This window comes from Streptomyces sp. NBC_00669 (genome assembly GCF_036226785.1).
GTDB lineage: Bacteria > Actinomycetota > Actinomycetes > Streptomycetales > Streptomycetaceae > Actinacidiphila.
In genome coordinates this window covers 103,348-119,172 of the sequence record NZ_CP109018.1, presented here as the reverse complement: position 1 = coordinate 119,172, position 15,825 = coordinate 103,348, and the positions used below count along the sequence as shown (strand labels likewise).

The window sequence follows — 15,825 nt, the reverse complement described above, 5'->3', positions numbered from 1 at the left end:
CACGCGGCAGCACACGCGTCACCCTGCGGATGGCACGGCGGGTCGAGGACGACAGGTCGTGCGTAAGTGTCCTGTCCGGCGGGGCGGTTCGGATCACCCGACGCCCCGCCGGCCAGGACCGGCGACCAGCGACGGCGCAATGACGGAGGACTTGCTCACATGGGCACCGACTACGACAGCAACGGATTCTCGCAGGGCGACGACGGCGCCATCTACGGCGACCCGTCCGACACCGGCCAGATCTCCGACTACGACAGTTGGGACTGGAAGCAGATCGAGGCCGCGATCCGTGGCATGTCCGCCGGCACGGACGACCCCGACAACGTCGACCGTGCCGCGGCCGTCGCGTCGCCGCAGAGCCTCCAGGACGCGGCGAACGTCTTCTACCACGTCCAGGTGGTGCTGTCGGGCGTCGCCCAGGCCCTCCAGGACCAGGCCAAGGCGCTCGCCGGTGACGACGGCCCGTGGAAGGGCGACGCCGCCGACGCCTTCTACGACATGATGAGCACCTTCTCCAAACAGGTCGCCGCGACCGCCGACGTGCTGTCCGGCGGCCAGACCGCCGACGGCGGCAGCGGTTCGGGCAACTCCGTCCCGCAGCAGCTCGCGGACAACTCCGTCAACCTCCTCAACGCGCAGAACAAGATCGGCGAGATCGACGCCTGGTACGCCAACCAGGCCACGCTGATGGGCGTCACGCCGATGAGCAACGGCCTGATCCCGGTGAGCAAGAAGCCCGAACTGGTCAAGATGCTCAACCACGACATGCGCGCGGTGCTGAAGAACCTGGCCGCCGACTACCAGGTCACCATCGACTCGGTCCGCCCGCCCGGCACCATCACCGGGCCCGCCGCGACCGACCCGCCGCCGGTCGACGAGCCGCCCGCGGACGCCCCGCCGGACGACTACCAGCCCGCCGACTACACCCCGTCCGATCCCGCGGACCTGTCGAACTCCGATGGCGGCGGCCTCGACACGCTCGCGCCCGACGCCGCGCTGACCAGTGCCGCCGGATACGACCCCGCCCAGGACGCGATGCCCAGCCCGTACTCCGGCAGCCTGGACACCAACGGGCCCGGCTCCGGCCTCGGCGGGGACAGCGACCTGGGCGGGCAGGGCGGCCTGGGCGGCCTGGGACCGGACGGCGGCCTCGGCACGGACAACAGCACGCTGGACCCGAACACCTTCGACCGGATGCTCAACCCCACGGCGTTCAGCGGCGGAACGGGCGTCGACGGGAGCGGCGGCCTGGGCGGTGACAGTGGCCTGGGGAGCGACACCGGCCTCGGCGGCGACAGCGGCGGCCTCGGCGGCCTGCCCCTGGCGAACCCGTCCGCGTTCGGCGGCGGCACCGGACTGGGCGGCACCGGCACCCTGCCCGAGTCCGACCTCGCCGAGGACCCCAGCACCTGGAAGGACGGCGCGACCGCGGCCGACTTCCCCGGCGACACCGGCATCGGCGGGACCTCGGGCCTCGGCGACGGTTCCGGCCTCGGCGACGGTTCCGGGCTCGGCGGCCTCGGCGACACCAAGGGCCTCTCGCCGTCCGCCTTCCCGGGCAGCACCACCACGGGCGGCTCGGCGCCCAACGCCGCCGACCTCGGCCTGGAGACGGACACCCCCGGCTTCTCCCCCTCCGCCTTCCCCGGCTCCACCGGCCTGTCCGCGAACGGCGGCGGCCTCACCGGCGGCACGAGAAGCGGGACGCCGTTCACTCCGGGGATGGGCGGGGGTGCGCAGTCGGCTGCGGGTGGGTTGGATCGTAGTGACGCGTCCGGGTTGTTGGAGGGGGATGCTGAGCCGTGGTCGGGGGATGCGGGGACGGCGGGGGAGGGGTTTTTGCCGTCGGGTGGTGTTCCGGTGGGTGCGGGTGGTGGGTTGGATCTGCCGGGGTTTGAGCCGTCGGAGTTTCCGGGTTCGTCGGGGTTGGGTGGGGAGGGTGCTGGTGTGGGTGGTGCTGGTGGGGGGACGCCGTTCATGCCGGGGATGGGTGGGGGTGCGCAGTCGGCTGCGGGTGGGTTGGATCGTAGTGATGCGTCGGGGTTGTTGGAGGGGGATGCTGAGCCGTGGTCGGGGGATGCGGGGACGGCGGGGGAGGGGTTTTTGCCGTCGGGTGGTGTTCCGGTGGGTGCGGGTGGTGGGTTGGATCTGCCGGGGTTTGAGCCGTCGGAGTTTCCGGGTTCGTCGGGGTTGGGTGGTGCTGGTGGGGGGACGCCGTTCACGCCGGGGATGGGTGGGGGTGCGCAGTCGGCTGCGGGTGGGTTGGATCGTAGTGATGCGTCGGGGTTGTTGGAGGGGGATGCTGAGCCGTGGTCGGGGGATGCGGGGACGGCGGGGGAGGGGTTTTTGCCGTCGGGTGGTGTTCCGGTGGGTGCGGGTGGTGGGTTGGATCTGCCGGGGTTTGAGCCGTCGGAGTTTCCGGGTTCTTCGGGGTTGGGTGGTGCTGGTGGCGGGACGCCGTTCATGCCGGGGATGGGTGGGGGTGCGCAGGCGGCTGCCGGTGGGGCGGACCGCAGCGACGCGTCGGGGTTGCTCGATCCGACAGCCGAGCCGTGGACCGGGGCGGACGACCCTGCGTCCGGTGAGGTCGCGGCGGCCGGGACCGTACCCGGCGGGCAGGAAGGGCTCGACCTGCCCGGCGCCCTGCCCGAGGAGCAGGAGACGGCCGCGCAGGGCGGGATGCCCGGGATGATGATGCCGGGGATGGGGGGAGCGCCGGGTGGGGCGGCGGGTCGGGAGGAGGGTGCGTCCTCCGACGCGTCGGGGCTGCTCGCGCCGAGCGCCGAGCCGTGGACGGAACCGGGAGTGCCGGTGGCCGAGGTGTCCGGAGAGGCCACGCTGTCCGGGCTGCCGAACGGCACGGAGGCGGGCGCCGGAGCCGCGCCCGTACCGGCCGCCGCCGAGGAAAGCGGGGCCGACGGGACCACGGAAGGGTTCGCGGTGCCCGCCGCGGCCGAGGCGTCCGCCGTACCCGCGGCGACCCCGTTCCTGCCGATGGGCGGCATGAGCGCGGCCGGTGCTCCCGGCCGCCGGGACGAGGACGACCACGGCACCCTCGTGGAGCCGACCGGCGAGGCGTTCGCGGAACCGGCGGCCCCCGAGGCCCTGGCCGCCGACGCGCTGGCGGCCGGCGTCACCGCGCCGGCTGCCCCGGCCGTACCGGAGGGCCCGGCGCACGGCGGCGACCCGCAGTACGCGGCGTACGACGGGTACGACCCCTCGGGCGGCGGCGAACTCGGCGACCCGCTGGTGGTGTTGCGGCCGGCCGACGACGACCTGTCGGAGGAGGACACCGCGGCCTGGGGCGTGGCGGGAGCGTCGTTCGCACCGCTGCTGTGGGCGGCGCGGCCCGAGGAGGAGGCGGAGATCTCCGCGCCCGGGTACGCGACCGCCGACGAGGGGACCTGGGGCACGAGCCCCGGGGGCGCTCCGCGCGGGGCGGACGGTGCCGCGCAGGCGGAGGGCGAGGATCGGCCGCTGGCCACCTGGCGGCCCAACCGGCCCGCGGCGAACGGTGAGTCGGCCGTTCTCGCACCGGCCGAACAGCCGCTGTCCTGCGCACCCGCGTCCGCGGACGACGAGTGGGACGAGGAGGAACCGGAGGGGGCCCGGGACGAGTCCGCCGACGAGGAGCCCGCCGCGCGCGGCATCGCCGACCTGCTGGTGCAGGAGGGCGACACGTGGGGCTCGCCGCCGGTCGCCGACGGCCCGAACGGGGTGTTCTGAGTGGCCCCCGCGGGGAGGAGCGCGCACGCGGACCGATGGGGTACGGAGCCGTACGACGGTGGTCGCCACCGCCACCGCCACCGCCACCACCACCACCACTGCCATCGAAACCGCCACCGCGACCGCGCGGCACGGGGCGACGCGAGGAGAGGAAGCCGTGAGCACGCCGTACGACCGGGACATCGAAGGACTGCTGGAGCTCTACCGCAAGCAGCGGGAGGAGGCCGTCGAGACGCGGCGGCGGATCAACGAGGTGACGGGCACGGCGACCGCGCCGCGCCAGACGGTGAAGGTGACCGTGGGCGCGCAGGGCGACGTGACGGCCATAGACTTCCCGACCGGCGCCTATCACCGCATGGCGCCCAAGGAGCTGTCGGACGTCCTGCTGGCCACGATCCGCGAGGCGCGGGCCGAAGCCATGGAGAAGGTCGCGGAACTGACGTCGCTGGCGCTGCCGCCTGGCGTGACCGTGGGCGATCTGCTGCGCGGCGAGGTGGACCCGGCGGCGATCCTGCCCGACGACCCGCCGATGCCGGACGCGGTGCGGGACTACATCGACAACGGCCGGCCTGAGGGAGCCGCGCGTCGCCCGTAGCCGCCACCCGTTCCGCCGCGCTCTTCCCCAACAGCCTTTTCACGTAGGTCCGTTCACGTCCGCTCGGGTCCATCCGCCCAGGTCCATCCGCTCACGCGTCAGCGCCGTGCCCACCCCAGGGGGTTCCCATGTCAGGCGAGTCGTTCTCGGTCGACACCGACGGTCTCCAGGCCCAGATGCCGTACATGCAGGAACTGGCCCAGCGGTTCCGGAACGTTCACGAGGCGCTGGAGGCGCGGCTGGGCGCGCTCGGCGAGTGCTGGGGCGACGACGCGTCCGGCGAGGCGTTCCTGCGGCAGTACACCAAGCCCAAGGGGCAGATCCTCGAGGCGACCCAGGACGCCGGCGACGTGCTGCGCAGCACCGGCGACGGCCTGCGGACCATGGCCCGGGGCTACCAGAACATCGAGTCCCAGAACTCGGAGTCCGCCCGGAAGCTCGGGACGTCGCTGGAGCCGGGCTCGGTCCCCGGCGGCGAGAGCGGCGGACAGGGCGGAGGAGAGGGCAGCGACGGCAGCCACAAGGGGTCCGGCCGCCCGTGAGCATCAACCTGCCCCCCGAACTCGGCTGGGTCGCCCGCCTCGCCGTCGGCCAGTCATGGCCCAAGGGCGACGAGGACAAGATGCACAGCCTCGGCCTGGCCTGGGAGGACGCCGCGCAGGCGCTCGCGGCCATCAGCCGGGAGATCACCCCCGCCACCCGGGGCGTGCTCAACAGCGTCGGCGGCTCGGTCGCGGACGAGTTCGCCGCGTTCGTCCGCCAACTCCAGTCCAACGTGCCGGACATGGCCGAGGCGTCGGGTCAACTCGGCAAGCTCGGCCGGAACACCGGGGTGCAGCTGGAGTACGCGAAGTACATGATCCTGGCCCAACTCGTCTGGCTGGCCTTCGAGATCGCCCAGATGGCGTTCTGGGCACCGGAGGCCATCCCCGCGCTGATCACCTCCGCGCGGCTGATCGTCCGGATGCTGCTGCGCCGCCTGCTCACCTCGATCGCCACCGGCATCGGCATGATGGTGGGGATGGACGCGGTCATCCAGGGCATCCAGATGCTCAAGGGCGACCGCACGTCGTGGAGCGTGCAGAACACGATCTCCGCCATCGAGAGCGGGGCGATCGGCGGTGCCATCGGCGGCCTCACCTTCGGGCTGGGCGACACGTTCGTCCCGAAGTTCGCCGGTTCGCTGATCGGCAAGGGGCTCCTCGGCGGGGCCTCCGGGGTGGCGAGCACCGCGGCCATGAACGCGCTGTTCGGCAGCGGCGAGCCCTCGGACCTCGGATTCGGCGGCGCGGCCGGTGCGATAGGCGCGATCGCCGGGGGCGGCGGCAAGCGGCGCGGGAGCGGCGGCGACGAGACGAAGGTCGACGACTTCGACTTCCACCTGCCGGACGTCCCGGATCTTCCCGACCTGCACGGCCCCGACAAGCTGCCGGAGGAAGGCATGGGCGGCGGTCTGGGCGGCGGTCTGGGCGGCTTGGGCGGCCTTGAAGGTGACAGGGGCAGCGGTGGCGGTAGTGGTGGCAGCGGCGGATTCGGCTCCGGCAGCCACGGCAGCACGGGTACGCCCGCGGGCGGCTCGCACGGTACGCCCGTGCGCACGACGGGCGGCGACCACCAGGTATCGGGCAGTACGTCCGGCGTACGGCCGCCCGTCGAGTCGGGGACGAACCACGTGCCCCCGGCGGAGGCCGACTCCCACGAGGCGGCGGTGTCCTCGCCGGTGAGCGTGCCCGCGCCCGAGGCCCGTACGAACGGGTCCCCGTCCGGAGCAGGCGGGCACGGGGCCGACACCGGCGGCAGCACCAGTACGTCCGCCTCGCACAGCGCCCCGCCGATCACGACCACGAACCACCCGGCGGCCACGGGCGACGGGCACGTCAGCGAGCCGATCGTCCACGAGAACGCGCCGCGGAACGCCGAACTCCCCGGCTTCACCACGGCGTTCCCCTCCGGCAACGACCACGCGGCAAGCGGAGCGGGGGACACCGGGGCGCGGGTATCGGCCGCGCCGCCGCCGGTCCGTGGGGCGTCGGGCGGTGCCGGAACGGGTTCCGCCCCGCCGGTCCGGTCCGGCGGCGGGCAGGGCGGATCGTCGTCCGGTGGGCCGTCCGAGGTCGCGCCTCGTGCGCCACGGCCGCCCACGTCCGTCAGTACGGAGGGCGGTGGCCTCGGCGCGGGCGCGGGCGCGGGCGCGGGCGCGGGCAACGGCGCTGGCGGCGGCGTGCAGCACGCGGGCGCCACCCCGCCGGCGCACCAGCCCCCGGCCGTGGTCGCGGAACCCGGCGGCAGCGGTGACTCCCACCCCCTCCTTCCGGACGCTCCCACGCAGACCCCGGGCACGTCGACCACGTCGCCCACGTCGCTCGCGTCGGGCGGGCCGGGGGAGGGCGGTGGCGGCAGCCACGCGTTCCCGGACGTGCCGACGCATGAGCCGGGCGCGCCACCGGTCGAGCAGGTCGCGCCGGTGGACCCCGCCTCCTCGGCGGGCGGGGGCGCCGGTCAGGTCCACACGTTCCCCGACGTGCCCACGCACACCCCCGGCACCGTGACGTCCACCGCCCCGGGCGCGGGCGCGTCCCCGGCCCACTCCGCCGGCGGCGGGCCCTCGACGGAGCCGCTGCCGGGCGGGGGCGACAGCATGCACGGTGACGCCCCCCACGGCGGTGACCCCCACGGCGGTGACCCGGCCCTGGCGTCCCTGAACCACCTCACGGTGCCCACCCACCCGGTGGGGCACAGCGGCGGCTCCGCGCACCCGATCCATGACGCGCCGGACGCGCCGGCCACCCCGCCGGCCTCGCCGACCGCGCACGTCGGTCCCCGGCTCGACGCGCTCGACCGGGCCGGCCGGGACGCGGGCATGTCGCCGTCGGACCGGCAGGCGTACCGCGAGGCCGTCGACCAGGCGGTGCGGTCGGGGAACCTGAGCGAGACGACCCGCCAACTCCAGGCGTTCCGCGCACACGTGGAGACGCGGGCGCTCGACCAGCACTACGACGCGTTCCGTCAGCACGCGGAGGGGGGATTCGCCCACACCCGGGCGCCGCAGTCCGAACGGTCCACCTGGGACCACCTGGTGGACGGGGTCGAACAGGCCCGCCGCGGCGGAGATTCGGACCTGCTGGACAGCCAACTGCGCGCGTACACCGCCTTCGTGGAGCGCCACGCCCCCACGGAGGCGCTCACCGGCCCGGACACCCCGCAGCCGTACCACCCGGACGTCGAGAACGTACGGCGCCAACTGGCGACCGCCACCGGGCCGGAGGCGGACCGGCTGCGTACCCGACTCGCGGACCTGCGGCGGACCGCCGAGCTGCGCGACCGGTTCGACCGGCTCAACAGCCGCCCGGGCGGCCCCGATCCGCAGGAGGCGGCGCTCCAGCGGGCCGTCGACCAGGCCGACGGCCCGGAAACGGCGGCTCAGGCCCTCGCCCAACTCCACGACCACCGCGCCGACCAGGCCCTCCAGCAGCGCCTGGACCAGCTCGACTCCGACCACGTCCCCGGCGGCGATGCCGGCAGCGGCGGGGGGCACGGCGGACACGACGGCCTCGACGACCTGCGGCAGCGCCTCGACACGCTGCGCGGCGACACCGACCCCCACGAGCAGGAACTGCTCCGGCAACTCGACCACGCGCCGGGCCCCGACGAGGCCGCCGACGCGTTGGACGCGCTGCACGACCACCGCGACCAGCAGGACCTGGCACGCCTCCAGCAGCGCCTCGACCAGCTGCACACCGAGCCGGCCCCGCCGACCGGCGCCGCCACCGAGGCACACACCGCCACCGAGGCACACACCGCGACCGACGGCCCCAGCACGGACACCCCGACCCGCAGCGGCCGCGACGACCCGCCGACCGACGACGAACTGCGGCAGCGCCTCGACGCGTTGGACGACGGCGACCCCACCGCCCGGAACCTCCGGCACCAGGCGCACGACGCGAACTCCCCGGAGGAGGCGCGGCGCGCCCTGGACGAGCGCGCGGCCCGGCAGGCGCAACTGGACCAGCAGCGCCAGGACGAGGCGGACCGGCTGCGCCGGGAACTCGACCGCGCCGAGGAACAGCACACCCGGGACCTGCTGTCGGGGCGGCAGGACGCCGCCGACAAGTCCGCCCGTACCGTCGCGGATCTGCGCGACCAGCTCGACCAGGCGCTCCCGCACGACCAGCGGACCTCCGACCTGCACCGGGAGATCGGCCAGGCGCTGGGCGGGCAGCAGGACCCCGGACACCTCGGCCGGATCGGCACCGACCCGCAGCCGGCCAGCGGCCACGAGTCCCCGTCGACCGACGACACCGCGCCCACGCGGCAGCCCCACCCCGTGGTCGACCGGCCGCTCGGCACTTCCCCCAGCGTGCCGGACACCACCAGCACGTCCGGGTCCGGCGCCGACCACGACACGAGCCACGACACGAGCGACACCGCGTACGACACGCCGCTCCGGCAGCAGCCCACGGACACCGCCGCCCCGCCCGCGACCGTGCACACCGCGCCCCACCCCGGCACGGACCAACTCCCGCTCCAGGAACGCCCCCAGCCGTCCGAGCAGCAGACCTCCCCGGCCACCAGCACCGACCCGGCCCGCGGTCCCGTACCGGACACCAACGGCCTGGACGAGTTGCTACACAGCCCGGGGACGGAGGGCGACCTCACGGCCGACGACCACACGAACGACCACCCCACCGGCCGCACCGGTGACCACCCGTCCTCGGACACGGCGGTGACCACGCCTCCGGACACCTCCACGTCCACCGACACATCGACGTCCACCGCCACCTCCGCGCCTGCCGTCCGGCCACCGGCCCGGCTGAACCACGCGCCGCGGTTCGTCGTGCGCTCGTCCTTCGACCAGCGCCGGTTCGGCGTCGGCGGGCAGACGTACACCGACCTGACGGTGAAGGTCGCGCTGCACCCCGGCGACACGGACCCGCGGAGCGTCGCCGACACGCGGAACCGCGTGCAGGAGGGCGTCGAGACCTACTTCAACGCCCCCGGCTACCGGCTGCCCAACGGCGACCTGCTGCACGTCACGGTCGAGCACGTGGCCCCGGGCGAACAGGCCCACCTGAACGTCGACATGACGCACGGCGACGGCAACGGGCACGCCGACCAGCGGACATGGCCGGCGGGAGCGCCCCCGATCACCTATGCCCACGAGATCGGACACCAACTCGGCCTGCGGGACGAGTACCACGACACCGGCGACCCGGAACACGCAGGCGTCACCGGCGGGTTGATGGGGAACTACCACGTGCCGTCCGAACACGGTCTGCCGCAGGGCGGGTTGGGCGGGCGACACCTGTCACTGCTGGGCGCGCTCACCGGCGGGGACACCGCCGAGACCCCGCATCCGGGTACGGACACGGGTACGGGCGCGGGCGCGGCTGCGGACACGGGTGCCGGACCGCGCACCGACGTGAGCGACGATCCCGCCTGGCAGGCCGCCCGGTCCCAGGTCCCGCCGGTCACCCGCGACCACGTCCACGTGGACCCGGTCACCGACCCCTTCGCCCACCCCGCCACCACCCCGGTGGACCCGCCGGTCGACACCGGCGCGGGCACCGACTCCGGCACCGTTCAGGGGACGGACACCACCGGGCGGCCCGAGGGGGACCCGGCGCCGCAGCTGACGGACGGCTGGCACAGCTCCTCGCTCGCCGGCAAGCGCATCGTGGAGGCGCCGGGACCGGAGGCCGTACGGCAGCGGGTCGAGGCGCTGCTCGGGGACCACGCGAACGACCCGCTGGTGGTGCAGCGGTTGAACGGCCGGTTCGACCCCGCCCACTTCCGCAAGCAGTACCCGCGGATGATCAACGGGGGCTGGCGCTTCCCGATCCACGTCGGCGGCCACCCGTACGAGGTGCGGGTGGGGGCGGACACGACGCCCTGGCAGCTGGACCCGACGCGCGACGCGGGCAAGGACAACGACGGCGACGGGCTGGACGTGAAGTCGGGGGGCGAGTTCACGCCGCCCAAGGTGAAGACGGAGCTGTCGAGTTCGCAGTCCGGGCTCGACTACAACCCGTCGTTCGTGCAACCGGTGAACCCCAACCTGAGTGTCCTGGTGAGCGGTTCGGCCAAGGCCGGGGGCGCCGGCCACGGTACGGAGACGACCAGCACGACGTCGATGAAGACGGCCGGCGAGGTCAAGCTGACCGGAAAGACGGACAGTTACACCTCGCAGGCCACGTTCGTCATCCACGTGGTGGACCACCACGGCGAGCCGCTCACCGTGGGCGGCGAGGGCGGCGCGCCGCCGCAGCCCGCCCCGCCGATCGGCGGACAGCTCAGAGCGGACGTACCGCGATCGAGCCCTCGGTCCGACACGCAGCCGCACACCTGGCAGGGGTGGAATCCGCCACCGCGTACGACGGGCGGCGACCACACGGCACCCGCGCCGACCCCTGACATGGCGACGGCCCCCACGCCCAGGAGCGCCACCGGCCATCCGCTGACGATCACCGGTCTGGACGGGGTCCGCGACGCCGTGTTCGACGCGCTGCCGAAGGACGCGCGACCGGGCGGCACCGCCCACCAGGACATCGTGGACTTCCTCGATCCGGACCACGTCACCGAGCAGTTCGAGCAGGTGTCGGGCGGCGGCCTGATCTCCAAGCCGCTGACGCTGTCCGACGGCGGCACCGGCTTCCTGCGGCTGACCGCGGAGCCGGGGACGTCCACCGTGCTGCACACGACGGACAGCACCACCAGTTCGGGGGCCACGACCAGCGGCGAGCAGGCCCGCAACCACTCGCAGAGCAGCGGATGGGCGCTGGGCGCGGGCGGCGGCGCCTCGGGCGAGGTCTGGCACAACCCGGCCACCGACGAGACGAAGTGGCTGACGGGGACGGCCGGTTACACCTACGGGCAGTCAACGGCCCACGGCTCCAAGGGCACGCATGGGGTCGAGGAGGGCATCACCCTCGAACGCAAGGGCCCCGCCGACGTGGTGAGCACCCCCACCCGGTACCGCGTGTGGCTGACCCGGCAGCACCTGTCGCCGGGCACCGACGGCCTGCACGGCACCACGACGCAGGAGATCACCGACCACACCCCGCCGCCCGCCCCCGCGCCGGGCACGCACGTCGTCCAGGTCGAGCCGCCCCTGCGGGCGCCGACCGGCGAGGTCGTACGCGTGGTACCACGGCCACCGGAGCAGACGGAGCAGACCGGCCACGAGACGGCGACGGCGCAGGCGACCGGTTCCGACAGCACCGCGACGCCGCCACCCGCCGTGCGGCAGCCGCCTTCCGGGCAGCAGTTGAGCGGTCCCGCGCTCGTCCAGCGCACGACCTACTCCGACTTCCCGGGCTCGGAGCAGTTGGAGCGCCACATCGTGCAGACGATGTGGGAGACGGCCCCCGGTGTGCTGCCGCCCCCGGAGGTCGTCCACCCCCCGCAGGGGGCGGTCGTGGGGGACCACCAGCCGGTCCGCGTCTCGCCCAAGGCGTTCACCAACCTGGCCGACCTGCGCCGGCAGATCGCGCCGTCCCAACTCGGCGGCGGTGGCAACCGGTTGCTGGACGGCACGTTCCGGGTCAGCCTGGACAGCTCGCACCTGCCGTTGCTGAACGCGAAGACCTACGACGTGCTGGTGAAGGCGAACCTCGGCCCCGGCACCCACGAGGGGGCGCACACCGCGACGGCGAAGAACACGCTGACGCAGACCGCCGGCACGGAACGGTCGGTCACGCAGGGCAGTTCGCACACGGTGGCGGGCAGCGGCAACCTGCGCAGCTCGCTGGACCACACGGACTACCAGCGCGGCTTCCTCAACGTGAACGCCGACGGCGGGTACGCGCCCACCCACGGCACGACGGTCGGCGACACCACCGAGGTGAAGCGGACCCTGACCGTCTCCGGCGACCGCGACCGCTTCTCGTATCCGGTCTCCTTCGACGTCCTGACGACCCGTCAGGACGCGGATCATCCGGTGGTGCGGGTGCCCACGCTCCCGATCGAGCCGCACCACCAGTCGGTGCGGCACGTGGAGACCGGCGGCGGGCAGGTCACCGTCGACGTGGGGAGGACCGAGACACCCACCGACGCGCCGCCGCGGCGGGTGACGGTCGACCACCTGCCGGACCACCACCTTGTGGACCACGTCGGCGACGAAGACGCCTACCGCGACCACGCCCGCCAGGCCGTCGAGAGCGCCTTCACCACCCGCCACGACAAAGGGAGTTCGCCGCTGCCGGTGCACGTCCCGGCGCTCGACGACCTGCTCGGCCCGCTCGCCACGCAGTCCCAACTGCGCGCGAGTGTCTCGGCGTCGCACGGAGGGTGGACCAACACCGCGGACCAGCACGTGGGTTCGGGCCGCAACCGCGACACCGCCGGGCTGTCCCAACGCACCCACCTGCACCATCTCACGTACCGCGAGACGCTGGCCGGCGACGGGAAGCTGGACGTCGAGACCAAGACCGAGACATCCGTGAAGGTGCAGGACAAGGCGGCCGCGACGGGCAAGGGCGGCCTCGGCGGCGACTTCGGCCGCTTCCCGGGCACGCCGGAGGACCCGCACGCCTCGACGTACCAACTGCGCGGTGGTGTAAGGGGAAAGGGGTCGTACGGCGGCAGCAGCACCGACGCCGTCAAGCACTCCTTCACGACGAACCGCAAGACCTCCCAGGGCGGCCCCTGGCACGTGTACGAGGGCGACGCGCGCATCACCTTGCAGGGCAAGGTCACCAGCTCCACGGGCGACGTCACGTACGGCGAACCCGTGACCCACGACCACCGGGTGCGCGTCCTGCTCTCGGACGCCGACGTCCGCGCGCTGGCCCAGGGCGCGCACCCCCATCAGGCCACGAGCACGGTCACCGACACCCACTCCGGCAGCGACACCCACTCCGGCACCGATACGGACACCACACTGCAACCGCCGCGCCGCTCCGTACCGTTGGAGAGCGGCGTGAGCGGCGGGAGCCGGATCGAGATCCCGTCGACCGACGAGATCCTGCGCGAGATCGACCGGCAGATCCGCAGCGGCTCGCTTCCCCCGGGCGACCTGGAGGCCGGCAACGGCCTGGGCGAAGTCCCGTTGTCGGCACTGCCGTTCGCGGATCTGGTGACGCCGGACCATCTCGGGGCGCACTACGACGACCTGGTCGGGCCGGGCCTGCTGGTCCACACGGTGGACAACCACCACGGTGTCCGCACGGTGACGCAGGTGCTGATCAAGGCGACCCCTGGCGGGTGGCAGCACGACGGACGGCAGACGGACGGCGGTTCGACCCGCAAGGTCACCGTCAGCGAGGCCGTGACGGGGGACCGCGGCCGGACCTGGTCGGCCGGCGGCGACGGCAACATCCGCGCGTCGTACCGCGCCCCGACCGCCGAGAGCCACCTCAACAACGTGACGTACTCGGGCACGGCCGGAGCGGAGACGAAGGGCAACACGTCGCACGCGTCCAGCCAGACCACCAAGGTCGAGCACAAGACCACCGCGGCCGGCAACCTGCACAAGTTCAGCACGCAGATGCGGTTCGACGTGACGGTCACCCGGCGCAACGCCACGCAGCGGTTCGTCCACCTGCCCGCGCCCGAACCCGTGCGGCCGGACTGGCGGGCGACCGCCTGGGTGCCCGAGTCCCTGACGACCACCGATCCGGTCACCGACACCGCGGGCGGCACGACGACCACGCATCAGCCAGGCACCGGGCAGGAGCCGGCCGACCAGCTCGCGCCCGGCGGCCAACACCCGCCCGGCGAACAGCACATGCCCGGTGAACAGCACATGCCCGGCGATCCGGGCGTCGGCGGTATCGAGATGCGGCCGGTGAACGGCACACCCGAGCAACGCCTCCAGTGGCGTACCGACTTCGACTCCGGCCACGACCTGGTCGGCCTGGACCACCCCGAGCAGTTGATCAATGCTGCGCACACCGCGTTGAACGCGCCGCGCCCGTGGGGAAACAGCGTCCTCGGCCGCACCGGGTCGGTCGCGTCCCAGGCGTGGAGCGCGACGACCGGTGCGCTCGGCAGCGCCGCGTGGTCGATGACACCCGACGCCGCCCGTCGTGTCGTCGAGTCGTTCGTGCACGACCCGCGGGTGGGGCCGGACCATCAGCTCCACACCGAGCAGACCACGCCGCTGCCGCAGCAGATCTCCACCCGGCAGGCGCTGTCGGGCCAGGCGCTGTCCACGGTCTTCCCGCAGCTGAAGGACCCGGCCGGCTACCACACGGTGCCGCTCGGCCAGGACGGCCGGACCGGCCTGAAGGTCTCCATGGAACCGACCGGCCAGGCCCAGGAGGTCGGCCGCCGCGACGACGCGAAGGACGAGGTCACCGTCTCGACCGAGGACGACCTGTCCACGTCGGCCGGGCGGGGCGTGTCCTACAGCGTCGCCCCCGCCGACGTCGTCTTCCTCACCCGCAACCCCGGGCTCTCGGTGCCGCTGCCCGGCCTCAACTCCGTACAGATCAGCCGCGACCAGTCGCTCGCCGCCGACTCCGCGGTCACCCTCCCGCCCGGCACCCCCGGCCGCCGGCCGGCCCCCGCGACGGTCCCGTACGGCCTCACCGGCGACAAGCCAGGCCAGGGCACGACCGAGGGCACCCAGCGCCTCCTGCGCCAACCCGTCCGCATCACCCTGCGGAAGTACGACGGGAACGGCGCCTACGGTGACCCCGTCACCACCACCCACCACGCCTACTACTGGTCCACGTCAGCGCCTACGTCCACGGCCACGGTTGCGTCTACGACCACGGTTGCGTCTACGTCTGCGGCTACGACCACGGGCGCGGGAGACGACGAGGTCGAGGCGGTCCCGCCGCCGGCGGTGACGGTCCCGACGATCGTGATCACCGCACCGGACGCCCCCCTCGTCACAGCCCCGGCACACCCCGTCGCCACCGTCACGTACCCGCTCCCGTCCCCGCACGCGTCGTCGTCGTTGCAGGTGCCGCCGCACCTCCCCGCCCCCGTACACGCGCCGGCCCCCGTACACGCCCCCGCCCGCGTACACACCCCGGCGCCCGTCGACGAGCCCGCCCCCGTCCACGCGCCCGCGCCCACCTGGACCGGTTCGCCGTCGGCGTGGGAGGTGCCGTACGACGGGAACGAGGGCGGCGGGCAAGGGCAGTTGACCGAGGTGCAGCGGGCCTGGGTGGATCGCAGTGCGCAGGAGGCGGCGACCCGGATCGCCGCCGCGGTGGCCGGGGGAGGGCCGGTGCCGGTGATCCGGATCGAGGGCAGCGCGGTGGTGCCGGTCGACGGCGTGCCGCACTTCGGCCGGTCCCTCCAACTCGCCGACGCCCGCGCGCGGAACGTCGCCGCCGCGTACGGGGCCGCGCTGCGAGCCGCGATGGCCGACCTGCGTGCCTCGGGTCAGGCGCTGCCCCCGGCGGAGGACGTCCTGATCACCTTCGGCCCCTCCGTCCCGTGGCCGCCGGCCGTCGGCGCGGACCCGGCGACCGGCTCCGTGACCGTGCTCCTCGGCCCGCCGCGCACCGCGACCGTCTGATGCGGGCGCCCGCGGCCGGACCGGAAGGAGA

At 74.1% G+C, this 15,825-nt stretch carries 4 protein-coding genes; all 4 read left to right on the top strand.

All coding sequences use genetic code 11. The features are described 5' to 3' along the window. Window positions 1–159: 159 nt before the first annotated feature. The 4 genes from OG896_RS00465 to OG896_RS00450 all read left to right on the top strand — a co-directional run bounded on the left by OG896_RS00465 (window position 160) and on the right by OG896_RS00450 (window position 15,794). The gene (locus OG896_RS00465; protein WP_329361265.1) at window positions 160–3,726 is read left to right on the top strand and encodes a WXG100 family type VII secretion target; all 3,567 of its coding nucleotides are present in this window, start codon (window positions 160–162) and stop codon (window positions 3,724–3,726) included. Window positions 3,727–3,784: 58 nt separating this feature from the next. After that, window positions 3,785–4,321, top strand: a complete 537-nt coding sequence (locus tag OG896_RS00460) for a YbaB/EbfC family nucleoid-associated protein (protein WP_329361263.1) — start codon at window positions 3,785–3,787, stop codon at window positions 4,319–4,321. Between the two features lie 128 nt (window positions 4,322–4,449). Continuing rightward, the gene (locus OG896_RS00455; protein ID WP_329361261.1) at window positions 4,450–4,863 is read left to right on the top strand and encodes a WXG100 family type VII secretion target; all 414 of its coding nucleotides are present in this window, start codon (window positions 4,450–4,452) and stop codon (window positions 4,861–4,863) included. Beyond that, a complete protein-coding gene (locus tag OG896_RS00450) occupies window positions 4,860–15,794 on the top strand; it encodes a WXG100-like domain-containing protein (protein ID WP_329361259.1) in 10,935 nt (3,644 codons plus the stop codon). Before OG896_RS00455 ends, OG896_RS00450 begins: the two co-directional genes overlap by 4 nt. Window positions 15,795–15,825 lie beyond the last annotated feature (31 nt).

Excerpts from the sequence above, each read along its gene's own strand:
- OG896_RS00465 (WP_329361265.1), top strand. The coding sequence starts at position 160 with ATGGGCACCGACTACGACAGCAACGGATTCTCGCAGGGCGACGACGGC.
- OG896_RS00455 (WP_329361261.1), top strand. The coding sequence starts at position 4,450 with ATGTCAGGCGAGTCGTTCTCGGTCGACACCGACGGTCTCCAGGCCCAG.